The sequence below is a fragment of the Paenibacillus sp. SRL342 genome, from assembly GCF_984798905.1.
The window spans coordinates 658,462-682,355 of record NZ_OZ481790.1 but is presented as its reverse complement, the minus strand read 5'-3'; the positions used below and the strand labels follow the sequence as shown (position 1 = coordinate 682,355).

23 protein-coding genes are annotated in these 23,894 nt (G+C 36.2%); 2 read left to right on the top strand and 21 right to left on the bottom strand.

The features are described from left to right. Window positions 1-123: 123 nt before the first annotated feature. Window positions 124-1,454 (top strand): IS3 family transposase gene (locus AC4E8D_RS03230; RefSeq protein WP_490205840.1). Its coding sequence is split into 2 segments (ribosomal slippage): window positions 124-505 and window positions 505-1,454, totalling 1,332 coding nucleotides; the frame shifts between segments, so codons are not numbered across the junction. 103 nt (window positions 1,455-1,557) lie between these two features. On the opposite strand, the gene AC4E8D_RS03225 is transcribed toward AC4E8D_RS03230, so the two are convergent. The 11 genes from AC4E8D_RS03225 to AC4E8D_RS03175 all read right to left on the bottom strand — a co-directional run bounded on the left by AC4E8D_RS03225 (window position 1,558) and on the right by AC4E8D_RS03175 (window position 12,815). Further along, the gene (locus tag AC4E8D_RS03225) at window positions 1,558-1,956 is read right to left on the bottom strand and encodes a DUF418 domain-containing protein (protein WP_490205839.1); all 399 of its coding nucleotides are present in this window, start codon (window positions 1,954-1,956) and stop codon (window positions 1,558-1,560) included. Window positions 1,957-2,168: 212 nt separating this feature from the next. Continuing rightward, window positions 2,169-3,116 (bottom strand): DMT family transporter, encoded by a 948-nt coding sequence (locus AC4E8D_RS03220; RefSeq protein WP_490205838.1) that lies wholly within the window; start codon window positions 3,114-3,116, stop codon window positions 2,169-2,171. Window positions 3,117-3,249: 133 nt separating this feature from the next. Beyond that, window positions 3,250-3,429: a hypothetical protein gene (locus AC4E8D_RS03215; protein ID WP_490205837.1), complete on the bottom strand. Its 180-nt coding sequence runs from the start codon at window positions 3,427-3,429 to the stop codon at window positions 3,250-3,252. After that, entirely contained in the window at window positions 3,419-3,700 is a 282-nt protein-coding gene (locus tag AC4E8D_RS03210; protein ID WP_490205836.1) for a hypothetical protein, read from the bottom strand. The genes AC4E8D_RS03215 and AC4E8D_RS03210 overlap by 11 nt, the downstream gene beginning before the upstream one ends. Before the next feature lie 613 nt (window positions 3,701-4,313). Beyond that, complete coding sequence (locus AC4E8D_RS03205; RefSeq protein WP_490205835.1) at window positions 4,314-5,135, bottom strand: tyrosine-type recombinase/integrase; 822 nt, start codon at window positions 5,133-5,135, stop codon at window positions 4,314-4,316. Window positions 5,136-5,151: 16 nt separating this feature from the next. Then, entirely contained in the window at window positions 5,152-6,108 is a 957-nt protein-coding gene (locus tag AC4E8D_RS03200; RefSeq protein WP_490206461.1) for a TniQ family protein, read from the bottom strand. A gap of 16 nt (window positions 6,109-6,124) precedes the next feature. Further along, entirely contained in the window at window positions 6,125-7,144 is a 1,020-nt protein-coding gene (locus tag AC4E8D_RS03195; RefSeq protein ID WP_490205834.1) for a TniB family NTP-binding protein, read from the bottom strand. A gap of 82 nt (window positions 7,145-7,226) precedes the next feature. Then, window positions 7,227-9,317, bottom strand: coding sequence for a TnsB C-terminal domain-containing protein (locus AC4E8D_RS03190; protein ID WP_490205833.1), 2,091 nt, complete (start codon window positions 9,315-9,317; stop codon window positions 7,227-7,229). Between the two features lie 6 nt (window positions 9,318-9,323). Then, on the bottom strand, window positions 9,324-9,950 hold the full coding sequence (locus AC4E8D_RS03185) for a TnsA endonuclease N-terminal domain-containing protein (protein WP_490205832.1): 627 nt from the start codon (window positions 9,948-9,950) through the stop codon (window positions 9,324-9,326). Between the two features lie 97 nt (window positions 9,951-10,047). Next, window positions 10,048-11,790, bottom strand: coding sequence for a TniQ family protein (locus AC4E8D_RS03180; RefSeq protein WP_490205831.1), 1,743 nt, complete (start codon window positions 11,788-11,790; stop codon window positions 10,048-10,050). A gap of 35 nt (window positions 11,791-11,825) precedes the next feature. Beyond that, window positions 11,826-12,815: a DGQHR domain-containing protein gene (locus AC4E8D_RS03175; protein WP_490205830.1), complete on the bottom strand. Its 990-nt coding sequence runs from the start codon at window positions 12,813-12,815 to the stop codon at window positions 11,826-11,828. Between the two features lie 135 nt (window positions 12,816-12,950). On the opposite strand from AC4E8D_RS03175, the gene AC4E8D_RS03170 reads away from it, so the two are divergent. After that, on the top strand, window positions 12,951-13,295 hold the full coding sequence (locus tag AC4E8D_RS03170; RefSeq protein WP_490205829.1) for a helix-turn-helix domain-containing protein: 345 nt from the start codon (window positions 12,951-12,953) through the stop codon (window positions 13,293-13,295). 72 nt (window positions 13,296-13,367) lie between these two features. Here AC4E8D_RS03170 and AC4E8D_RS03165 read toward each other — a convergent pair whose 3' ends face one another. From AC4E8D_RS03165 to AC4E8D_RS03120, 10 genes are all read right to left on the bottom strand, one after another. Continuing rightward, window positions 13,368-13,547 (bottom strand): hypothetical protein, encoded by a 180-nt coding sequence (locus tag AC4E8D_RS03165; protein WP_490205828.1) that lies wholly within the window; start codon window positions 13,545-13,547, stop codon window positions 13,368-13,370. A 67-nt stretch (window positions 13,548-13,614) separates the two neighbouring features. Next, window positions 13,615-14,493: a hypothetical protein gene (locus AC4E8D_RS03160; RefSeq protein WP_490205827.1), complete on the bottom strand. Its 879-nt coding sequence runs from the start codon at window positions 14,491-14,493 to the stop codon at window positions 13,615-13,617. Between the two features lie 70 nt (window positions 14,494-14,563). Next, entirely contained in the window at window positions 14,564-15,637 is a 1,074-nt protein-coding gene (locus AC4E8D_RS03155) for a DUF3298 and DUF4163 domain-containing protein (RefSeq protein ID WP_490205826.1), read from the bottom strand. 100 nt (window positions 15,638-15,737) lie between these two features. Then, a complete protein-coding gene (locus AC4E8D_RS03150; protein ID WP_490205825.1) occupies window positions 15,738-16,367 on the bottom strand; it encodes a copper amine oxidase N-terminal domain-containing protein in 630 nt (209 codons plus the stop codon). 305 nt (window positions 16,368-16,672) lie between these two features. Continuing rightward, window positions 16,673-17,212, bottom strand: a complete 540-nt coding sequence (locus tag AC4E8D_RS03145) for a hypothetical protein (RefSeq protein ID WP_490205824.1) — start codon at window positions 17,210-17,212, stop codon at window positions 16,673-16,675. Continuing rightward, the gene (locus tag AC4E8D_RS03140) at window positions 17,209-18,111 is read right to left on the bottom strand and encodes a hypothetical protein (RefSeq protein ID WP_490205823.1); all 903 of its coding nucleotides are present in this window, start codon (window positions 18,109-18,111) and stop codon (window positions 17,209-17,211) included. The genes AC4E8D_RS03145 and AC4E8D_RS03140 overlap by 4 nt, the downstream gene beginning before the upstream one ends. A gap of 1,055 nt (window positions 18,112-19,166) precedes the next feature. Then, window positions 19,167-19,775 carry a Cap15 family cyclic dinucleotide receptor domain-containing protein gene (locus AC4E8D_RS03135; RefSeq protein WP_479491793.1) on the bottom strand — a complete coding sequence of 203 codons (609 nt, stop codon included), beginning with the start codon at window positions 19,773-19,775 and terminating at the stop codon, window positions 19,167-19,169. 14 nt (window positions 19,776-19,789) lie between these two features. Then, a complete protein-coding gene (locus AC4E8D_RS03130) occupies window positions 19,790-20,752 on the bottom strand; it encodes a nucleotidyltransferase domain-containing protein (RefSeq protein WP_490205822.1) in 963 nt (320 codons plus the stop codon). Between the two features lie 931 nt (window positions 20,753-21,683). Then, window positions 21,684-22,979, bottom strand: a complete 1,296-nt coding sequence (locus AC4E8D_RS03125; protein ID WP_339306701.1) for an ABC transporter permease — start codon at window positions 22,977-22,979, stop codon at window positions 21,684-21,686. Further along, window positions 22,972-23,874: an ABC transporter ATP-binding protein gene (locus tag AC4E8D_RS03120; protein WP_036668607.1), complete on the bottom strand. Its 903-nt coding sequence runs from the start codon at window positions 23,872-23,874 to the stop codon at window positions 22,972-22,974. Before AC4E8D_RS03120 ends, AC4E8D_RS03125 begins: the two co-directional genes overlap by 8 nt. Window positions 23,875-23,894: the final 20 nt, after the last annotated feature.

Below are 23,894 nucleotides of genomic sequence, written 5' to 3'. Positions count from 1 at the left end.
TAATGAAAAAAAAAAACCAATCCTTTATTAAAATGTACCCTATAAGATGGACACTTTGAAAAAAGCCCATCTTATAGGGTATTTTGTTTATAATGAAAAAAAAGAGGTTGGAGCGGAATTGTTATGACGAAAAGATTACTGACAAAGAAAGAACAAGAACTGCTAAAACGGAATCCAAATGTAATCGCTGTTAGCGAAAAGGCGATTACGTACACCGATGAATTTAAGCGCCATTTCATTGCACAAAATGAACAGGGGAAACTGCCACGAGACATTTTTGAAGAAGCAGGCTTAGATGTTGAATGTATTGGTTTGGAGCGTGTTCGTTCTTCCGGAAAACGTTGGCGTGCTTCGTATCGTGAAGCGGGTGTAGAAGGCTTACAGGATACACGTAAGACAAATTCAGGCCGCCCATCGGAACGTGAATTAACATTAGAGCAAAAGATTGAACGATTAGAAGCAAAAAATCAATTGTTACGAACGGAAAATGAACTGCTAAAAAAGCTCGATCTACTCGAAAGGCAGATGTTGAAAAAGAAATAAAAGTGGCACCAGAGCTGAAGTTTGAACTCATTGATCGGACGATCAGAACGTATAAAATGAAACGGTTAATCAGCTATCTATGCGATGTTATGGAAGTATCACGTTCTGGATACTACAATTACTTCTCTGAAAAATCAATGCAGAAGCGTGTAGCTAAAGCCAAAACAGATGAGATTGTAAAGGGAATTATTTTAAAGGCGTATCATTTTCGTGGACGAAAAAAAGGAGCACGTCAAATCAAAATGACGTTAGAAAATCAGTACAAAATGACGTACAACTTGAAGCGGATTCGCCGGATTATGAAGAAATTTGAGATCATCTGTCCCATTCGAAAGGCTAATCCAGCCCGTAGAATGGCAAAAGCAACGAAAGAACATCGCACATGTCCAAACGAATTACAGTGCAATTTTAAGCCAGGCGAGGCGGGAAAGGTGTTATTAACCGATATCACCTATTTAACGTACAAAGGCAATAAACGTGCGTATTTATCGACGATTAAAGACGCACAGACGAATGAAATTTTGGCGTATGAAGTTTCTTCTTCGTTAAGTATAGGAATTGCGCTAAACACGCTTCGTAAATTACAGAAGCATCGCCATTTAACCAAAGAAGCCTTGATCCATTCCGATCAAGGCTTTCATTATACGAATCCAAAATTCCAATCCGTAGTGAAGAAAATGGGATTAATACAATCCATGTCACGTCGAGGCAATTGTTGGGATAATGCTCCCCAAGAATCGTTCTTTGGGCATTTTAAGGATGAAACGAATATCAAAGAATGCGAAACATTAGAAGAAGTAAGACGAGAAATTAAGAGTTATATGACGTACTACAATCATTATCGAGGGCAATGGAATTTGAAAAAGCTGCCGCCTGTAAAATACAGACAGCAGCTTCAACAAGTTGCCTAGTTTTTTTTCAAAATGTCCTTTACAAAGGGTACACTTTATATCAGAACAGGCTTCTTATTGCGTTTCGCGGCAGAATCTCATGCTCAATTGATGCCACCCTGCTTTATTGAGAAGTTTGGTGCGTTCTTTTCTTTTTTCTTGGCTGCCCTTTCCAGGACAAATATGTCCCAATTCGTAGGACGTATTCGACTGGTCCGCTGCTGATTTTTTTGAGATATAGCGGACTGAACCATAATTGAATACCGTATACAGAAAGCGCAATAATCGCTCCAAAGAACACTCCAGCGCGGCCAAACACTCCCAATCCGGATCCGTAATAAACCGTTGTACAGATTACACTCTGCATTAGGTAATTCGTCAATGACAGACGACCAACCGCCTCAAACTTAACGAACAGGCTGGCGCGGCTGTTTACCGTATACAGCAGAGCAAATACGTAAATGTGCCCTAGTGCAAGCAATGTCCCTCCGAGAGTCATAATCATGCCTTGTCCCGCGATCATTAGTACAGTGACTGACGTATCAGAAACGAAGATTCCCGCTTTTACACTTTCCCAAAACGTTCTTGTCCCTCACGTAGTCAGCACTTAATACACAAAGACCCACCGTTACCAATAAAAGATTGGACGATGAGTCTCGAGCGAATATTCTCATGCAGTCTTGACTTTTCGTTGGACTAACCTTCCTTTTTTAGAAATAGTCTCACATAAGTCCGTTATGACGATAATGTCTCGTTCTTAGGCCGAAGTTTTTTTAAATTCGGTTCAAGCGATACATAACAAACAGAAGCTAATAATAAAATTAAGGCAATAATTTGAAGAATACTCAAACTTTGATTTAGAACGATAACATCAAGAACAGCCACCTGGACCAAAACTAGGTTATTAAGGACACTACTTTCATATGCTCGTAATGTTTTTTGAATCCAAGTCCATAAATAGAAAGCTAAGGCACCATTGATAATTCCAAGCCACAATAAAAGAATCCAGAGTTTAAGAGAAATTGTTGGGATACCTGCCTGCAATAAACCTACAAATACCATGAATAACGCCCCAATAAGCATTGGCCGTAGAACAAGATGTTTTGCTTGAGCCATACCATTTGAGATAAAATAACGATCTGCCATCAAATTTATAGAATAACCAATGGATGATAGAAGAACTAAACCTATTCCAATTAGAGCCCCTGTCTCAAAATGCCAAGGATAATAGTACAATATAATACCAACTATTAAACCGAAAACGCCAATGGAAATCCCTCGACTTTTAACTTCACGCAACCATATTATGTCTAAAAGAATAATGAATAAATTGTTTCCTATGCTAAGCATCATACTGGTTTGCGTAGGAGATATAAAATATTGGCCAGCATATTGTAAACCTTGGGCCATTAAATATCCGGTTATACCCAGTAAAATATAGTGCCACATTTTTAATTTCGTTTCAGGAACCTTAGTTACTGTAGAATGTTGTTCTCTCCTATTCTTACGTCTCTGTAAAAAATAAGATAGAATAAATATTACGATTACTGCAATAGGATAACGCAAACCAGCCAGCATAATAGGACTAATTCCCTCATCAAAGGCTAGTTTGTTCAATATATATGATGATGACCAAAGAAAAGTTACAAATACTCCTATCCAAACAGCAACTGTACGGCTCATCTAATGCTATCTCCTTTTGCTATAAATAGCGTTTCAGGTTTTCTATATCTCATATATAGTGTTGTGGTGAATTAAACACAAATTCGTCCCTGGTCCCTGTTTTGTTTAATTGCAGTAAGTGTGGCACATCATATTAAAATCCGTCATTAATATTTGATAATGTTTTCATATTTCTTGTAGCTTCTGTGATATTGGAATATCCAAAAATTCCTATACCAGAGACCACACCATGAATACCTAATGCAGATATTTCTGAAATATTGTGTATTTTAACCCCACCATCAACAATAACTTCAATATTTTCAAGATCCATTTCTTTTAACTTTTTCACTAATATTAGATATTGAAAATAAAATACGCAAAAGAGAAATATTTTGAACGTTTGGTGTGTTTATAACATCAGAAGTCGAAATATCACTTTCTTCCCTTGTTAGAAGAAAAAATGACAAGTCTTCTTTTGTTCCACCAATAGTTACTATGGGTATTCCTTGGGTGGAGATGTGCTCTGGGATTAATAATGATTCTTCCGTGACATAAAAATAAGCATCGATCTTTTCATGTGAGGAAGAGGTTACAAATTTCATATCTGTAACTGGATTGCATGAACGAGTGCGTTTGAAATAGGTCCTTTGCCAATTACACTAATGTGTTTAATAATATCTCCTCCTTATGCAAACAAGAAACTTCTGTAAGTAAATATAATTATATGCATTCAAATTATAAACATCAACAAAAATATCCAATTTTACACAACTTTTACCATTGAGTTCACAAAACTTAAATTGTTATCCTCTTGTTAAAAACGCATTGTAATGTGAAGTGTGAAGCTTAACGAAAAAAAAGGGTAGCCTGTTCTTGTGCCGCATCGGCAAGTCGATGTTCTTTCTCCTGGAGCTGCGACACATCTCTTTCAGTTCTGCTTCGAGTTCCTTCAGTTATCCCATACTGGGAGTCGATTGGTTTTCGAGTTTACGTTATTGGCTTAGATATTGATGTAACAGGATGTTACGCTCATCTGAAAGATCACTGAGCGTGTCCACCTACGGTTAGTCTTATTATCTTGCTTTCGTGAACTGGGTGTCCTTTAGCTCCAGTCAACGTTCTACTAATAAGATTTTTTAACACTCTATATTGTTTTGGCTCCGTCAATCCATAATGATTGGTTTAACGCGCATGACTAAGCAACTAACTAATTTCTCATTTAAAGCTACTACTAGAATATAATCTTTCATCCAACCCTGCTTTTCCGGCATACTCTTTAACAATATTTGCAACAGACTTTCCAGATAGTCGAAGATTTCTAAGTTGACCATGTCTATTAATCGGTCGAAATAAAGCCCCTGTATGGAATTCTGAAACTGCTAACCATTCGTTCAAGGCTAACACAGGACAGTTCTCTTTTTGCACGTTTAAAATTACATATTCTTTTTTTTGATTATGCCCTTGATTAGTAATACCTTTTTTCCAATAGCCAATCCTTACGCTTTTTTTATCATTTGAGAAATCTAAATCTTCCACATTAAGCGTAACGATTTCTTCCCTCAACAATTTGCTATGATATGCCAAAACCAATAAAGCCTTATCACGTACCCCTTTCAAATTCCTAGGTATTGAGTCTAACATTATATCTATGTCTTGTTTGTTAATTTTCTTTTTACTTTCTCTGCCGGTCTCTAATGCAATTTTTGATCCATCAATAATAGAATAAATTATCTTAGTGTTAGGCGGAGGATATCCTTGGGTGAAATGAGCGTGCCTAATCGAGGCAAGTTTCCTAAGGATAGTGCTGGACTTATAACCTTCTAAAACCATTGATACAATATAAATAGATAATTCTCCCTCGTCAGAAGGATATGGATTATAGCCATGAGCAGAACACCACTCTTGATACAAACGGTTATCTGTTTCATAAGATTTGTACGAGGAGGACGATAATTGAGCATTAATTTTTTTGTTTTGCCTCTCCGTAATGTGGCTAAGTAGGCTTGCTATCCTATCCGAATTAAAATTTGGTTTCATATATGAACCCCCTTAATTATTCGCTTTCCCTGAAGTTAGATGAAGCAGTGGATATCAGTTGAGTGATCTTATTTAGAAAGATAGATTTATGCAATTGTTTCTTGCTATTCTTCTCATTTAGATACATATCAATCTCATCTCTAACTGAACTGAAGCAATCCAACGTAAGTTCTTCCTTTAGTCTGATTAATCCGTCACTAAATATCGATTTATCTAATATAATAAGCAACTCACTGAGTTGCTTATTATAATTAGAAATATAGGAAAAGACTCTCTCTAACGAGAGTCGCAGCACTTCATCATTTGGATGATGTGCTGTTAGAAGTGATATTTGATAATTATTCTGATAATCTATGTTAACCAGCCTAAAAAGCAACTCTACATACTCTCGATATAAAAACGAAGATACGTAGTTATTAAGGTGAGAACCTTGTATCAATTGCTTATTAAACAGGGTTTGGAAAAAAGCATTGTGATTAACCTTCGGCTGTTCAATTATATTACGCGGTAAATCCTTCAGTTCTAAGCCACATTTACATTTTCCTAACTCAGGAGATAAACATACTATTTTGCGACCACACAAGCATTGATTTTGCATAAGGCAATCATGTATATGACATGTTGTATACCCCAAACATCTCCAAACACATCTATAATACAAATTCTCGGACAAGCATTGAGGACACACCTTCGTATAATGCGATGAAAAAAGAAACTTTCTGAGGTATTCATTGCTAAGGCACCATTTTCTCTTGTCCTCATCTCTCCATAACTCCACCGTAAATGGAGAATTCATTCGCTTCCTTAAGATTCCTTTATGTGATGAGTTAATTGTGACATGAATTTTTTCATCTAGTTCAAATAAGATATTTAGATCACTAATACTTGTATAACAATTGCCTACCAGTATCCTGCTGAGATAACTCTCGATGGTTTCGTTAATCAGTGGATGAGGTAAATGAAGCACATGCATCAAAATTGCCCCTTCATTACAGTTGTTTTTTTCTTTTCTTTCCCTTTTCGATGAGCTTTTCTTTATGTTTTGTTTCAGCATCATGTTCCTTCGTAAATAACAAACTAAGATCAAACACCTCATGTAGAAAAGGATTACTCACGAATGGTCGACCTACTTGCTTAATTTTGGTTAAAGCTTTAGCTAGATCAATCTGACGGATGGAGTCGGAGCCATTCATAGCTGCAATAACCGTGGCTTCCTCTAAAAGCTTCATCACATAAAATGGAACCCCTTTTGTAACATAATATATTTTTCCTGATAACTCCGGATCAGCTAAATTAGATACTTCTGAAAATGGTAGCTGGCCATCTATTTTTTTCAAGAATGTCCTAAAACTTATGATTTCTTCAGTAGTTCCATATGAGAAGGGCAGTAACTCTATTTTATTGCAATATCGCCGATCCAATTGCGGATTTGCCAAAAACACATGGAGAGATTCCGGCATTCCGCTCAATACAACAGCAATGCCAACCTCTTCTGTGAAAGTTTTAACCCAATTAGAAGCTGTCTTAAGAACATGTTCCGTTTCCGCATCAATTAAATGCTGTAGTTCATCCAGGATTAACATTTTAATTCCTAACTTTTTGACGTAGTGGTGAATGCGGCTGGTTAAGAGTGCTTCGGTACCCTTATAGTGCAAAGGGTCACCCATTTTCTCAAGAATTTTGGAGGCTAACATCCGATTTGTAGCTTTAGGTGGAACACGAACATGCAACACTGGAATACGCGTGTATTCTTGCTCCTCTTCTATGATGTGTTCTTTAGGGTACCTGTCTCTGAATTTTAGAGTAAGCGTACTTTTACCCACACCCGTGTCTCCATAAATATACACTCCTTCGGGACTCACAGAACCTTCAGAGAAATAGAGCATCATCTCTAATTCATTTAGCAATTCTAGAAACTGGGGATGATGAACAATGATCCCTTTAACATGCTCTTTTCTTTTCACCAATTCCTGTATACTCGCACCTTGCCCCATCAGTGATTCGAACAAATGGAACCCTGCCTTTCATCTATAAAGGATTATTCCCATTTTTCATCATCAATTAACCTTCAAAACCAGTTTGTGATTACTTTTATTCGTCCTTACTTTTTCGACTAACGCCCCATGTTTTAGATAATTCATCCAAATCTAAATCCTCAATAATTAAATCGCCAGGCTCAGGAGATGTACTCATTAAAGCATCAATTGTACTGTTACTTTCCTTCTCAACAGTTACACTCTTTTCGGATAAGTTTTCAGTAATATTACTTATAATCACATCTGCGGGAACCATTTTCAGATGCTCAGCGTCGACTCCCTTAGAGGCACTATACATGGTGTGTTCTGCTGCCTCCTCTTTAGCTTTTTTATTTTTGAATTTACGATTCAGCTTTTTGTCCTCTTTCTCGATCTCTTGCACTTCACGAATGGCTTTACCAATATGGGTATCATCAAATGCATAATATTCACTGTGATCCTTGTTATCCCAATATTCGAGCACTTCAGGAAGGATAGGATAGTTTTTATCAATGTTTAATCGATGCAACCCTCCGTCTTTGATATAGGCCTGAATGTATTGATTGTTCTCTTCGTCTCGAACATATATAGTCCTCATATCAGAGCCATAACGAACAGTAATTTTTGTATTTTTTCCAGTTCTCTCTAACTTTCTTCGTAATTTCATTAATTCCTCACTGTAAAAAAAATGCCCCATTAGCTTAATTCCTCTTGAACTAATTACGCGTAGCGCCGTTTTTGTGGAAAACAATACTTCTAAATATTCTCGGCTATGCGGTATTGCGGGATGAATGTGATTTTCTATTAATCCTTTTTTCCATAATTCTTCTGGTACCCCTTGGATACCCTCACCCCGATTGTAATTATTTGCCATTCTATCTACGATGGTAATATGAGCAATATGAAGTAAACTCTTCAAGCTCACTGTTGCTTTTGCTTTAGAATCATAGTTCCCCTTTTCTTGGACATTCGAAAAAAGAGAGCCCGCAAGACCTTGAAATGCCTTATGATTGATATTCCCCAGTGCTTGCTCCACTTTTCCTTTCTGATTACCAGCGCCAATTCCAGTAAACCTGATTCCGATTCCTAAAAAACTACATATCTCTTCTAAATTTTTTGAATCATTCACTTTTGCATTATCCAAAACAATCGTTTGTGGGACACCGTATGCTGACCATTCCTTTTGTACTCGTGGATACAGCTCTTTAAGATACGTTTTAGGAAGAATACAATGTAACAGTAATTGCAAAAAATCTCCTACATCAGGTTCCTTTTTCATAATGATATGAAGTCCCATAGGTTCATTGGTAGCCTGATCTATTCCATACATAAGTATTGGACGGTATAATTCATTGTTTTCAAAGTCTTTAATAAGAGAATCCACGGGAGTCCAATCTATTTCAAGAACTTCAAGCGGTAATGTAGCCCGTTGTGGAGTCTGGACCCCGTTGTGCTTCAAACTAGCATTTGCATATCCCATGATTTCTTTATCTCGCAAAAATGTATTCACATGTTTGTTGTGAATTCGTCGGAATGTGGACTCAGAGGGCAGGTTCAATTTATGTTCCTCTTCTCTCATCTCATTCATATCATGAATGACACTTTTTAAATCTAAATACTTATCGCGAACTGTAAATGTCTCCGATCTCTTTTCATATTTTTCAATAATCTTATGCACTTCGGAGAGCTCCGGATCAAGTAGGCGATTACGTTTTGGACCCATTTTTTTCGGAATAAGATCAATTTTATTGTTTCGTTTTGACCAGAATTTCAGCCAACGATAAAATGAGGTTACAGACAACTTTTCATCTACCTTCAAGTGATCTGGATAGTTATCAATATAAGACTTAATTTCAGAAGTTTTTAATTCACCCTTCAAAAAGGGTTCAATCACTCGATACCGCTTGTTCATGATTTCAAGTTCATCAACTTCATAATCCCCCGGAACATACTCAATGGATAGATGGTTATAATCAGATCCTGAAAACATAAGCCTTGATTTAGGATCATTAGAATTGTAGGCGGCTAGAATATCTTGAATCGGCATTAACTCCTTTTCACCATATGCCAGATTTAAAACTTCAACATCCATATCTCTTTGCAACAAATATTCATACTCTGTTGATCCAATATGAAAACGTGTACCATAAGTAAATTTCATAAACATTTCAGTTCACCTCAACACGGAATATTCATTCAATTTTTCATGAACTAAATCGACTTTGATCATATTGTCATATACCAAACTGTGTAAATGTAAGTAAAATAAATGATCCTCTACATCACTACAACGGTTTCTGAAGGAGATCAGATCGATTTCATCGCATTTACTAAACTCATCTAACAGAGCTTTGAGTATCGCTGGATCCGTTCTATGAAGTTTAACGCGCCTTAATATAGATAAATTCTGTTGGAGTTCACCAGGTCTTATCTCTCTCTCAGTAAACACTTGATATAACCAACCTTTCTCTTCACAGTACCTCCTCCCCACCTCAAATTTGATTTGATTTTTTGGATCATTTAATAGTTCAAATGGTTTGACCTCTACTATAATTGTTTTTCCGTTTTTTAAAATCACTTTGGAATCAGGAAAGTACCGAAGTCTCTCCCCATTTTGCATGTAATGTATACAAAGTGGCTGATGATACAATTCGTCCACATCCTGATCAAAATCAGCCAATCTGATATAATCACGCTCCAAGAAGCTATCCCAGTGAATCATTAAACCCGAACTAAAGAATGGCTCTTTCCCTCGATATCCTTTAACTTTGGCTTTAATCTTCCTAGCGGGTATATACATCAGTCTGTACCTCCTAAGAATATTCAGGCTAATAATAGAAAATTGAGATAGTAGAAAAAAAACAGCCGAAGGTAGAAGTGTGTCTCCCCGGCTGTAATTATGACTTCAATGTATTATTATGTTTTCCAACTTGATGAGTAATATACCTAGTGATCTCTAGTGCCCAATCACTTAAATAAGATTGTTTTATACCTAGATGGTCGTAAATATCCTTTGCTCTCAGTAATGTTCCAGCAAACTTTTGGTTCTCAATTAATCTATCTATCTCAATAATCAACTGTTCCTTACGCTTTTTTAATCGTTCCGATTTTTGTAGGGCCTTAGCATTCGTGTATTCCACATAACCTTCGTTCCAATTTTGGAGTGTGGTCGGTGATATCTCCAAGTAGCTTGCGAATTTGTTTAACGTGATTGTCTCGTCCTTGTCCAGGAAATGTTTCGTCACATGTATTAACATGGCTATTTGATTCGTATGTTTTTTTGGCTTAGTGACTTCCCTCTTCTTAAAATGTCTGACTCTAAGCACATCAATATGATACCTATATAACAAATATTGATCTGCTGAAGTCCAGCAGCTCCAACTTTTAATCTGATTTAGACTGTTGCCCTTAATAATTGCTTTTATAACCCTATCCAATAGTTCCTTTTCAATCAGTATATGATTTTCTAATCTCGTCTGAAAATAAGCCCATACACTATTAGGAATTGAACCTGGTTTGAATTGTTTATCGTTTTGTATATGTTCAATATTCAAGGAGTGTATGATACTAAAGCCATCGATGAAACCATCCCTCTCAAATTGATTGCCCTGCTCACCAAAGTAATACGTACATCCACATTGAGTGCAGAATAGATAATTTTTTTGGACCGAGCCATCTTTTAACTTTTTATATCGTGTTCCCGTCTTCTTCAAGAACTCACCTGAATTATAGTATGGACACCAAGGTGCTAAGCACACCGCATGATCGATACCAGTTGCTACAGAGCTAGCGCTTGATGACAGTTGTGAGCTGATTTGTTCTGGGATAGTTATGGAGAGGAATTGGTGTATCTCTACCTCACACTTAAAAAGTACATTCAGCAATTTGTGAAGATGAAAGCTTCTTTGATGATTTAATGTCCCCCGAGCGAATTGTAATAATTCTTGATAGTTCACTTCATAATTCACACAAGCCTCTTTTAAGGTTAACTTTTGGTCGATATTCTGAAGCAAAAAAGCAACTCTGTATGCTATATCCCTAGGCGAAAAAAACGTTGTACTCGTTCTCAATAAATACTCCCATTGTGAAACTAGCCATTTCTGCTGAAGGAGAGCAGATACATCTTTTATAAGAAGACATTCCCCTTGGCCAAGAAATAATTTACATGAGGGACAACAATTATCCGCCTGTATCTTGTTCAGATCGATAGTTTCACTACAGTAATCACATTTTTGACGTAATTCACAATGGTGTTCTAAGCATAAATTGATGCCATCTATCTTCCACATTAAACGGATATAATTATGCTCTACTAAACACTGTGAACAATAAAAGAGATTTCTTCTGGTGAGTCCGTTCATAAAACGGGAATATGATTCCTTTTCACTGTGACTAAATTTAGAAAAAGCGTAGTAGCATGTCATCTGTAATAATTGTTTTTCTGTTTGTTGAGTACGTTCAGCAAGAACTTCAAGATCTAGCGTCACATGAGGGTGAAGATCTATAAGATACAAACGATCGATTCGTAAGGTGTACTTTTTACTTTTCACATCCTTGATCACATCAGTTAAAGAAAACTCGTTCGCTTCAGCAGTTCTACTCAAGTAACTCAACAAAGACTCATTGTGGTTTGGTTTCAATCGTATTAGATACACCAACTCACTCCCAATCTACCTTACTTCGTAGGGATGACCTCAGAAATCAAATCTTGAGCAAGCATTCGAGAACCACTAATTCCTTTAAGGTACTTAAGAGGACCTTCGGCGGACCATTCTGTATTTTTCATTCTTTTAACACTCTTCTCTATAAATGAGTAATCCATTTTTCCCTTTTGTCGGCTTGTGGCTTCCTTCAAGATCTCCGCGCCTACCATTGCTAAGGCATTAAGACAAACGATATGGGTTAAACGATATTCTTTATAGCTAAGCCATTCGGTATTAAATTGTTCTTTAATAGCATTAAAGTACATTAGACTCCAGGTTAGTTTGGTTTCTTTGTTCAGATGAATAACGGCTTCTGACTTTGTAAGTAATTCAATCACTTTATATAAATTCTGAAGGGTAACATGACGACCCGAGCTGCGTTTCCCAGTTAGTGTCCCTATAAAATGGAAGGGGCTAGCTCCACGAGTTATCAATTCCGTTGCAATCCAGCTCAGTTCATCCGTATTGCGATGAAGATATTTACTTAGTGAGGTGCCTATTCCTTTGGCCATCGTATTAATAATGTCAAATAGATGGATTTCTTCATCTTCATCTAGGTAGTGGTATGCCAAGAATGGAACATTAATTTCAGAGTTTGTGTCCTGTGTATATCGTTTAATCCCGCCCACTCGATGTTGTCCATCCATTATCGATGCCTTGCCTTTGCAAATTAAACGACCTAAATGTGGTCTGGCTTTGTCATATGCGCTGAACTCCCATTGAGATTCAGCATTTAACATGATCGGAGCAAAGAGTGCATCCTCTCCCTTCGAGAGATATAAGGCAAAGTCATTACATCTCTTACTATCCACCGGTCGTTGATACCCTTTTCCCGAAGGATGATCAAAAGGTTTTACGTAGGTAAGTTGTAATACCGATGTCGCAGTTACATTACCTAGGTAAGTAACCTTACCGCGCATTTTGGATTGAAGCACATTTTCAATTACATGTTGTTGTGTCATAGATGTTAATCTCCTTATTGTCATATGCTATTTTCATTTTAGGATATATAACACCTATTTACAAATGGAATTAAGTAGTTAAACATTCTTCATTCCAGGACATAAGTTACCTACTCTTAAATAGAGGTGGCATGAATGTCCAACATATTTTTAAGAGTAGGTAAAAAGGTTCGCTTGTATCGGAAAGCAAGGAAATTAACCCAGGAAGAATTAGGAGAACGACTTCAAATAGATTATTCATACTTGGGAAGAATCGAACGTGGAGAAGTTAATATCACGATAGAGACCTTAAATAAAATAGCCAATGCTCTTAACATTGCACCTTCACAGCTACTTGAAGATGACAAACACGATTCTAAAGATAAATCAAAAATGGCTATCATGGAGAAAATTGATACAACTCTGTTATCCCTATCTAGTAAGGAACTTGAAGTGCTCCACCGATTAATTAAAGATGCACTTGTCTTGAAGGAAATATGATCCATAAAAAATAAAAGCATCTCCTAATCTCTCACGCAAAATGGAGAGTAGGAGATGCTTTTTTATTTCTTTTTACAGATCATCCGATAAGCTTAATGTTCTTTCGCAAACATCACATTTGACTTGGATCACTACGCCAATACTTGTTGGAATGAATGTGTATGCTAACTTAGCCCCTGTTACATCAATAGGTTTGCAATTATCCCAATCGAAAATTTGCTTCTTCATGCCTTCTGTAATTTCAAATTGCATAGTTCACCTCCAGCTGCCCGTCTCACCTATCGTACTCATTGAGAGTGATGACCAATGTTCTAGTGATTTATTTTTTTCTCGACTGAACGATAAGGGCGATTAAGGATACAAATATGCTAACAAGTGTTACGTTTGCAGACAATATAGTGTACTCTTCGGCAACATTCATGTAAATAATTAAAATCATCGCAACTATCACTATAGTATAGATATTAGTTGCAAATTTAATTAACTTTGCTGACATGCCTATAAATATTCCTTGATCTGTTTCAGTAATAAGACTTTGTTTTTCAATCTTACATTTCTCTAATGTATCCTTTAACATTTCCATTGTCATACTATGTTCATTTTCATTTACAAGTTCCGTATTTCTTGTCAGTACCAGCCCTTCTGCGTTTAGATATGTATCTTTTATATAGACCATCAATTCTAGAATATTATCCTTTTTCTTATTTTTTAAGAGATACATAAGATCATCATCAAGAAATTGTTTAATATTTTGAATCAATTCTGATTCTAACTCAGAGCTTTTAAATATAAAAACATTATTAACGTTATTTTCTAAAGTTCCTAAGTACCTTGTCAACTTTCTTCTTACCATTTCAATTTTTGAAAGGCTCTTACCTTCTTCTATAAAATCTTTTAATAAATCAAAATATATATACAATTTATCATTCAGTTCTTTAGATATAACATCTCGTTCTAGTAAGAATGCCGCAATAATAGCCAAAGGTAAAGTGGCAAATGTTATACCAAGAGACGCAGAGGCCCATGTAGTATTTATAAAAGCAAGAATAAAAATAAGACTAACAGAAACTATACAAATAATAAGGAAAGTATACAGTAATCTCAATAAGAATACGTTTAAAGTTATATTGGAAATAATCTTAGATTTTTCATCATAGTTTAATATTTTCCCCTTATATCTCAGTTCATTTTTAATCATTTTCCACCTCATTAGTTGTATTTTTCACGAATTTTAAAAGAGCAGAGAGCTTATGCTCCCTGCTTTTATTCTATCGCTTTGATATCATGATTCCATTTATGGATTCAGAACTATCATGTAAATCTGAAGTGAACTCAATAGAGATCTGCCCGAAGGTATAGGAGATAAGTACATCCCCGTCATAATTTGAGCTTTCATACCTTTCTGTTTTCCCCAACACTTGTTCAATATCCTTGAACGTTTTCATTGGAAAAGCTTTTTTTCCAAGATAAACATTCCTAAGAGAGTCTATACTTTCATCGTCAAAGTTAAAGGATGCATAATCTATCCCTTTTAAGATCCAGAATAGACCTCCACTCTCGTAATAAGACTGCCCCGCACTTGTATTCAGAATACGTGTAACTTCGGCCTGGCTTTGTCCTAAACGAACTCCTTTGAAGCCTGGTATGATCCCTTGGCTTAACATATCGAGAGTAGTTTTGTTTAAATTAAATAAAGGAACTTCGGAGACTGCGTTGATTTTCATTAATGGTACTTTCACTTCAATGAAACCGGCGGCATACGGCCCCACTTCATAAGGATTAAAAACGACTACAACTCCATCATTATAATAATAGAAACTGGACTTATTCGTTAATGGAAAATTATGAAATAAGTCTGAATAGGCTTCTTTACTCACTTTTAAGCTGGCTTCTACTTCATTCAGTAGATTGTACTTTTGTTGATTGTTTTCAGCGACATTATTTAGAAACAATTGTTTCCCTGTCTTCAGGTCAAAGTTGTACGTTGTTGCTATCTCATTACTATGAGCCCCACCACTGTATAGCGAGTCTTCATATACTACTGATAACTTTTGGTCCGATGCATATTTGGTTTTGGCAGTTGAATTTAGGTAGTAATGCTTTTGCAGTTTCTTTACTTCAGCATTACCTTTGGCTGCTGCTACAGCGTGAGATTTTAAGATTTTATTAATTTTTCCAGATACCTTTTTATTCCCACCATCGATCTGAACATATTGTTGACCCTTGTATGAGTATGTTTTCGTTTTAATTGAACCTGTATTAGCTGCATGAATACTATGATTAGGTAGTAGAAAAACAAAAAGAAGAATTAGAACAACGCCTATAATTGACTTACCTTTCATTCCAGTAATCTCCTCGACAATTTAAATTGTTATACGAATTTTATGTTTTACTTAATTAGAGGAATGCAAAAAGAGTCATTTGGTACATCTCACTACTGGTTTAGATCTGGATGTCCAATGTGTTATTGCTTGGATCAAATTCCATAGTTGCTCCCAGGCCTTTGATGGACTGTACTGGGATGTATGTAATTCCATTTATGACCTTTGGAACTACGCTTAACGTGTTGCTGGCACCATTATAAAATACCTTTTTACTTCCTAGGGTCAACGTAACCTTGTGTTTATCTTTTGTTATGCCAATTGTTCCGCTTTCAGGGTAGTAAGCAAATGTCGCTTTCAATGCATCCGTAATATCACGTAAAGGAACTAGATTATTCCCCTCATATTGTAAAGGTTTATTCGTAAAATCTACTTTCTTATCATTGATATACACCTTTAGATTAGATTGCGTATACTTTGGTTTCGACTCTTTAGGTTTTGTAGCTTTTGATGTGGATGATGAACTAGAGCTTTTTGACGAAGAACTACTAGAAGATTTAGTAGAACTGGATGAAGAACTCCCGCCATTATGATAGTGATATTGTCCGTATTCCAATCCCCATTTTGTACAATTAGTCCAGCAAGTGTGACCACCATAGGCATCTGTTCTTCCTGGATGAGCTAAAACAGTTGTTGCATTTAAAAGTAGAGATACAGAGACCAAAGTAACAAAAACTTTCTTTTTATTCACTATAACATCCTCCTAAGGAACTATTTACCTTATCTTATCATACAGATTCTTTTAAATAAATATTCAAATCAAAACACATAAAAAATAATCCATCAAAATATTTGACGGATTATTAGGATTACTGGCTTCCAAAAACTACATAAAATGTAGTCGACTTAAGTTATCTAGCTTTGTCATGATATACGATACAATTCAGCGTCTCAGTGCACCACTCATAAAAGGAGACTAACTCTGTTTTCTAAACAAACTCCTCACTAGATCTTAGATAAAAATAGATAGAATATATAACGCATTCTCGAAATAGTCTAATTACGTCTTACGAAGAAAACAAAATAAAAATTAGTTATATTTCTTATGAGTAGCAAAAGAATATGGAGAAGAGCGTAGGTTTCGATGAAAAGACCTATCGAAATAAAAGGATTTGTTTTCGTAAGTTGTAGAAAAAAGGCAACAAAGAAAACAAAAGCTAGTAGAAATACTTGAATAATTAAAATATACACAAAGGTTATAAGCATCCACTGATACAACGAAATAACTTTATTTCTTACCACTCTATTATCCGAGCTAGTATCTTTAAGATACTTAATTGTATTGTTATCACTAGAGACTAAAATTGTGACACAAGAGATAGTGAAACCAATCAGTATGGCTAAAGCATTTGGTAAGATATCTCTTAATTTCATCAAGGCTCTAAGGGAATCACCAAAGAAAAAGTATATGACCGTAGTAATAACTGCAGTTATTAGGGGAATAAGGATTTCATAGTTTTTCTCATTCTTCTGCAGCGTCTTATAATAATCAGCAATTGGGATTAACCATTCTCCGTATACTTTAGCACCTATCATTGCGCTTCCTCTATAATACCTAGTACCACATACATCTTTTCAAATATTGATTCTGTTTTAATGGTACCATTCTGTTCTAAATCGGCCGTAACGTAATCAACCTTTTTTAGTGGTTGGCTATCAATCCTTAACAGATTACTGTTTTCGTCATGTCCATAAAGTCTAATTCGGCTTACTTTGCTTTCTTCAGATGTTAACTCTCTAAAAATACGTCTGAAGACCCTTTTTCTTAAAGATTCTTTTGGTTGTGCCTTAATAGTAATCACAATTTCCTCTTTCATAGAATTGTCCTCTTCTTGGACAACGTCCATAGCTTCACTTCCTAAATAAACTTTACTAGTATGAAGTTCAGCCACTTTTATATCTTTAGCTGCTTCTAACAGAGAAAGAAAATTCCGAGAAGGTTCCGCACCATAAATAATTTTAAAATTTTTACGCATTCCTCTAATTGTTAAGTATTCACGCAGCATTTTGTTCAAATAATTTGTGACTTCATTAATTGTCACTCCACTTCTTCTCTCTTCAAGCAATAAACTAGCATCAAATGTTGAAATTCTTATGCAAAGGTGAGTTTTTTCTTTGTCACCTTCATGAGGCAGTTTATCACTATCTCTTTCAGTTCCGTCGAGACTAGACATATACTCAGGATTATGGTTGTATTTACATGACTTAAAAACAATTCTAACAACATGATCAGCATGGAACTGAGTAATTAAGTGACTATCAATTGTTATAGCCTTATTAAATCTAGGTATAGATATAATCTGTTGATTAGAAGGCAATAGTAATACATATTCAATAAAATTCTTAAAAACATCCTTATCAAAATACTCTTCTAATGATGCGTGTTTTTTAAAATGGAAATTATAAAATCCTACTTTCCTATTCTGAGTACTCAAGAGAAACCCTCATCTCAATTTTATATTTAGCTAAATTTCTTCCTGTATGTATATTGTCCCTTAATTTTACTACAATATCTTCATTTCTGTAACTTATTGTTTTACAAAGTAGATTGCACATTATTTGGTCTAAACTGTTTTGTAGTGAAGTTCCCTCACTCTTCCATCACATGTGCTTTGGAACGTAAGCATTAAGAAAAATAAATTAACTAACCAACTAAAATTATAAGAGATAAAGGCATGTGTCTCCGTTTTTTTTATGTAGTTTTTTTTATGTAGTTTTTTTTATGTAGTTTGTCTTATGTAGACTGCTTTTACATATAAGTAGTTTTTCTAATGAAAAAATAATATGTAGATGCTAGCCCATTCTATAATAGCACCTACATATTATTTAATCCGCGGATCAACAATAACGAGAATAGCTCCAGCACCCAACATTGCCCCTTAAATAGCCTCCTTAACTCAAGACCAACTGTTAATATTATTTTATTTTGTCGGTGGAATGAGGTATTTCCACTTATAATTTAGATATATTCTGTCGCATTCTTAATTGTATAATGTCGTTTATTAACAAGGGACCACTGAGAATGAAATTGTTACTTTGTATTTAATTAAACCTCCTTGTTTTTATAACTCTGAAATAGAAAAAATCCACACTCAATTAAATGTAGATTTTTTAGGAGATCACCAAAAGGTGATTTTTCAATAGATTTAAGAAGATACAAGCAAGTAAAACCCTAAAGTCAAAGTACTCGTTGCATATTTCAACACGTATTGCCCTTTCACAAAATGAATTCGCAATTATACCGATAAATCTAAATACACAATAGTGTATCCATCCATGCTTTCACATTCGAATTATCGGCATCTAACAATTTGAAATTAATGCAATAATTGTAGTTAATTTTTCAAGTGAGCCTATTGAGTGAAGAGATATGAAATAAAGAGTCATCGGACTGGTTTTTCCACCATTGCAGGTAGTAAGCTGATTATCTGAAGAAGAATTAATGTTAGATAAACAGGTTCAGGCTGAAGTATATCTGAAGATAACAATTTTATATTTTCGAATTTTTTTTATTTACTCTTATAAAATCCATCTTTCCAGTCGTCTTTCTACCTGTAAAATAATGTCCCTTCAAAATGGGCTCTTCATCGGCATCTAAGCTAATGCGTAACTTTGCTGTTCCATCATGATTTGGGTTAGTATCTCGATTTTCATCTGCGTCATTATAATATGTATAACACAGATACTTGCGGCCAGCTTCATCAATCCATATATCGCTTGTGTAACTACTACTGAAACTTTTATCTGTCTCAAGTGTCACTTTAATTCTGTCAAACTCGTGTCTTATTTCCATACTAGTACGTATAGGCTCTACCTTCTCTCCTGTTTCTCTATCAATGTAATCTGATTGAATTATCCCTTCCCATTTCCCTCCGATGTAAGGTACTGTGCACAGCCATGGATGGAATAAGTGGGGGAATTTCATCCATATTATTCGCTTAAATAACAGAGCTTCAATTAATAGAGAAATTCCCGCAGCACTGGCAGCAGAAACAATGATAAAGATGTTATATGGTGGCCCTTTAAACAAGACAATCGTGATAAATATCAATATACCTAAAATAATCCATATTCTCCAATAAACACCTGAATTATACATTAATCCTTACCTCCTTACTCATATTCATAAAAAATTGTGAGAGAATTGATAAACGATTCCAATTTTTTTATCATATCAGGGTTGGGGCACAACATTTTTATACCATTCGCTTCTTTATAAGTACTCAGAGCGTACAAATTACCATTCAAGTAACCTATTAACTTGTAGAACATAAACACTTTACGATAATCTTTAAATTCCAAATAATATTCATCCGGTATATTCCACATTAAAGATTCTAACGCAAATGAACTAACTCCATTTGCAGATGAAATTCCCTTATCTTTCATTAGGTATCTCATTTTTTTCATGATTCGAACCATTTTTTTATAAAAGTGATTTGTTGAAACGTTCTTCTCTTTACCGTTCCTGATGTGTTGCTCTGGGTAATTTATAATTTGTTCTCCAGAGTCCGCCTGTATAATTATTCCACCAACATAATTTGTAGAGTTATTGTAATAATCCGAGCTAAAATCTTTATATCTACGACATGGAACTGCATCCGCATCTTTTCTATACGAATTACCATTAATTTTAATTGATTTATTTTCTCTACTTACATCAGTTCCGAACGTGTTTGTTAACGCAATCTCAATCTCATCTTTAAATGATTGCGAACGAGGTTGGGCATTTACAAATCCATAGTTCGCGTCACCCACACCCGGTCTATAATTAATAGTAAATATATCTTCTTCCACAACTGCTATGTCTACATCACTTTGAGTCCGAACATTTGTATTATTTGCATATGACCCTTGCAGAAACACTTTTATCTTTCTATTGTTAGCAGTTGATTCCAACACTTGGTAATAAGAATATGTATCATCATACATCTTTTCCAAACTTGCACTCTTTTCTTGAAATCCTAAAGGTTTTATTGAGTTTACTACCATGTTAATTGCATTCTTACATTGTTGATCCTCTGTATTACTGAGTGGTTGAGAATAATTATTCAACATGCTTTCAGTGAATTTCATGTGATTACCTCCATAAAACCATATAATAAAAGAACAAACGTTCCCTTTCATTATACCTTTTAAAATTAAAATAGACAATGGAAGAATTAATAAGATTCTTTTTTCTAAATTTTAATGAATCCATCATGATTTATTGCAGTATAAAGTGCTAATTCATTTTAGAGTAGCACCCACATTAACCTAATCTTTTTCACCCACCATATAACTCCTTCGCAAATCAAGGAACACTTCTTTAACTCTCGGATGGGTACTAAAGTACTTTTCGGGCACTTCACTCATTTCAACTATACGTTCATAAGAAGCTTACTCCCCGTGAGTTGAGTTATTAGATCAAATGATTTTTGATGCGTTCAAGGATATACCAGGGTTCCTCCTAAATTTTCATCTTAGAGACATCACCGCTTGTAGCTCTTAGCAAGCGGTGATTTGCTTCATGACAAAGATGGGTAGCCAAATTTTAAAATATTATTCATTTGCTCTAAACCAACATACAATTTCAGAGCAATACAATTGCCAAGTTGAGTCCATGGTTCTTGATTGTTGAGTTCACATTAATCATATAATATTTGGTACCACCTTATATGAAAAAACGAGTATTTAAGTAAGTGAATAAGTATCGTCGATTACAAATAATAGTGAACCTTTATGATAAGTATTTATCACCTCATACTTAAAAGTAAATTATATCTTCCCACTTCGATCATCTAAAACCAAAATAAATAGAATTCAAAAAAAAGACGCCACTCCATTTCTAGAGTAGCACCTCTCTTCTTTTAACTCTACTTATTTCTTGCTACCTGCCAACGTTGTTTTGAATGAATAACTATGCATAAACATACATTTCTCATCTATTGTGACAAAGTTTTTTCATCTATTATGAAAACTTTTTCACCTATTGTGACGACGCACACCTTACCTTCAAACACTCAACCTAGATCTTATATGCCTTCATCGCTTTAAACAATTCCTTGAAGGTTGGGCGTTTACCGTACATCAACACACCTGTGCGATAGATTTTGGCTGCAAGCCATCCGAAGACGATAATGGATACAATGAGAATCGCTAAGGACGTTAGAATCTCCCAAGTTGGCGCAACTCCTGCGCCAATTCGTACCAGAATCGCGGTCGGCGACGTGAATGGAATGAAGCTTGCGATTTTCAACAACAGAATGTTTGGCGTAGAAATACTGAAGATCGCAATATAGAAGGAAACAAGTGACAACATTGTAATCGGCAGAACAGCCTGACCGAGTTCTTCAGTACGGCTTACCATTGAACCAATGGCAGCGAACAACACGGCATACAGGAAGTAACCCAGAATGTAGAATATGAGTCCGTACACAATAACCGCAATATTCACATCACTCAGACTCATATTGAAATCACCTAATACTGCACGGTTATGCGGCAGCAGGATATTTCCGGCAACCACCGCTCCGAAGATCCCGATTTGCAGCATCCCCACCATGAAAATACCGATGATTTTACCAAACATCTGACTGAGCGGTGATACACTCGTAATCAGAATCTCCATAATACGCGAGCTCTTCTCAGCTGTGATCTCGGAGGCAATCATGTTACCTGTCATCATCGTCGAGGTAAACAGCAGGATGATCAGCAAGTACACCACAATATAGTTAATCGGGCTCATTGCACCTTCAGACTCAGTACCTGCTCCGCTCTCATCTGTACTCAAATTTTGCTCGGTGAGCTTCACAGGTGTTGTAATCAGTTCCTTCTGCTCCGCTGTGAGTACATCCTTCACAACCACATCCAGCTTTACACTCTGTAATGCCGCTTCAATGGATGCAATGATCTGAGGTGATACGTCATCTGCAGAATATAGAATGGGCTGCGGGAACTCTTGCCCGGAAACAGATTCAAACTTCAGATAACCATCGGTAAGCCCTGCTTCCACATCCGCCGCAAGAGCAGCTTCATCTTTGTCACCACTGGCAATAAATCGATAGGCCTGATCTCCTTGAGCCGCAGAGAAGCTCTCCAATTTCTCGGAAACTTCAGGCTGCCCTGTACTCAGAAGACCGATATTTACAGGATTACTGCTTGAAGCTCCACCGATGGAACCCCCATTAAATAAGGTAATGAAATACGGGACATTGAGTCCGATTGAAATTAAAAGTGCAAGTACAATGGTCGTCACCATGAATGATTTCGTTTTAACTTTGTTTTTAAATGTAAAACCCGTAATCGTTCCCATTTTATTCATTCGACTCACCTACCTCACGAATAAAGATTTGGTTAAGCGTTGGTTCCTTCAGTTCAAAGTGTTCCACTGTCGTCTGAGTCATGGCTGTTCTCAGAATCTCTTGAGCCGCTTCCACCTGACTAATATGTATCAGGTAACCGCGCTCATTCCGCTCGACTTTCTTCACACCAGACAACTGTTCGAGTCCTTCCACACTACCAATCGTACCCAGGAATACCTGTTCACGCGGATACCGGCTCTTGATCTCCTTGATCTCTCCTTGTACGACTGTGTTGGAACGATGCAGAATGGTAATCTGACGACACAACTCTTCAACGTGCTCCATACGGTGTGTTGAGAACAGGATTGCTGTACCTTCGTCACGCAATTCTTTGACGGTGGACTTGAGTAATTCCACGTTGACAGGATCCAGTCCACTGAACGCTTCATCCAGAATGAGAATCTGCGGTCTATGCACTACAGCCGCGATAAAGCCCATTTTCTGCTGATTACCTTTGGATAACTCCTCGATCTTTTTATCGTAATACTCAGGTACCTCAAACCGATTCAGCCAGTACTTGAGGCTCTGATCTGCGTCCTTACCATTCATGCCACGAAGTCGTGCCAGGTAATTAATCTGTTCGCTGACTTTCACCTTCGGGTACAATCCGCGCTCTTCCGGAAGATAACCCATAATCTGTTGCAGTTCCGTATTATAGGGCTTGCCGTTGTACAGGATATTCCCTCCGTCCGGGTGAATCAGTCCGAGCACCATGCGCATTGTTGTTGTTTTACCTGCACCATTGGCTCCGAGCAATCCGTAAATCTCCCCCTCTTTTACATTGAGCGTGACTCCATTAACGGCTGTTTTGTCTGCATATTGCTTGACGACTTGCTTCAATTCCAATCGGTTCATCATTTATCGTCTCCCTTCGG

Bases quoted from the DNA above. Each gene is read 5' to 3' on its own strand.
- AC4E8D_RS03225 (WP_490205839.1), bottom strand. From the start codon at position 1,956: ATGATCGCGGGACAAGGCATGATTATGACTCTCGGAGGGACATTGCTT.
- AC4E8D_RS03135 (WP_479491793.1), bottom strand. From the start codon at position 19,775: ATGTATAATTCAGGTGTTTATTGGAGAATATGGATTATTTTAGGTATA.
- AC4E8D_RS03190 (WP_490205833.1), bottom strand. From the start codon at position 9,317: ATGTTTATGAAATTTACTTATGGTACACGTTTTCATATTGGATCAACA.
- AC4E8D_RS03185 (WP_490205832.1), bottom strand. From the start codon at position 9,950: ATGTATATACCCGCTAGGAAGATTAAAGCCAAAGTTAAAGGATATCGA.
- AC4E8D_RS03170 (WP_490205829.1), top strand. From the start codon at position 12,951: ATGTCCAACATATTTTTAAGAGTAGGTAAAAAGGTTCGCTTGTATCGG.
- AC4E8D_RS03130 (WP_490205822.1), bottom strand. From the start codon at position 20,752: ATGAAATTCACTGAAAGCATGTTGAATAATTATTCTCAACCACTCAGT.
- AC4E8D_RS03125 (WP_339306701.1), bottom strand. From the start codon at position 22,979: ATGAATAAAATGGGAACGATTACGGGTTTTACATTTAAAAACAAAGTT.
- AC4E8D_RS03215 (WP_490205837.1), bottom strand. From the start codon at position 3,429: ATGGATCTTGAAAATATTGAAGTTATTGTTGATGGTGGGGTTAAAATA.
- AC4E8D_RS03200 (WP_490206461.1), bottom strand. From the start codon at position 6,108: ATGCATGTGCTTCATTTACCTCATCCACTGATTAACGAAACCATCGAG.
- AC4E8D_RS03155 (WP_490205826.1), bottom strand. From the start codon at position 15,637: ATGAAAGGTAAGTCAATTATAGGCGTTGTTCTAATTCTTCTTTTTGTT.
- AC4E8D_RS03175 (WP_490205830.1), bottom strand. From the start codon at position 12,815: ATGACACAACAACATGTAATTGAAAATGTGCTTCAATCCAAAATGCGC.
- AC4E8D_RS03160 (WP_490205827.1), bottom strand. From the start codon at position 14,493: ATGATTAAAAATGAACTGAGATATAAGGGGAAAATATTAAACTATGAT.
- AC4E8D_RS03220 (WP_490205838.1), bottom strand. From the start codon at position 3,116: ATGAGCCGTACAGTTGCTGTTTGGATAGGAGTATTTGTAACTTTTCTT.
- AC4E8D_RS03145 (WP_490205824.1), bottom strand. From the start codon at position 17,212: ATGATAGGTGCTAAAGTATACGGAGAATGGTTAATCCCAATTGCTGAT.
- AC4E8D_RS03165 (WP_490205828.1), bottom strand. From the start codon at position 13,547: ATGCAATTTGAAATTACAGAAGGCATGAAGAAGCAAATTTTCGATTGG.
- AC4E8D_RS03205 (WP_490205835.1), bottom strand. From the start codon at position 5,135: ATGAAACCAAATTTTAATTCGGATAGGATAGCAAGCCTACTTAGCCAC.
- AC4E8D_RS03120 (WP_036668607.1), bottom strand. From the start codon at position 23,874: ATGAACCGATTGGAATTGAAGCAAGTCGTCAAGCAATATGCAGACAAA.
- AC4E8D_RS03210 (WP_490205836.1), bottom strand. From the start codon at position 3,700: ATGAAATTTGTAACCTCTTCCTCACATGAAAAGATCGATGCTTATTTT.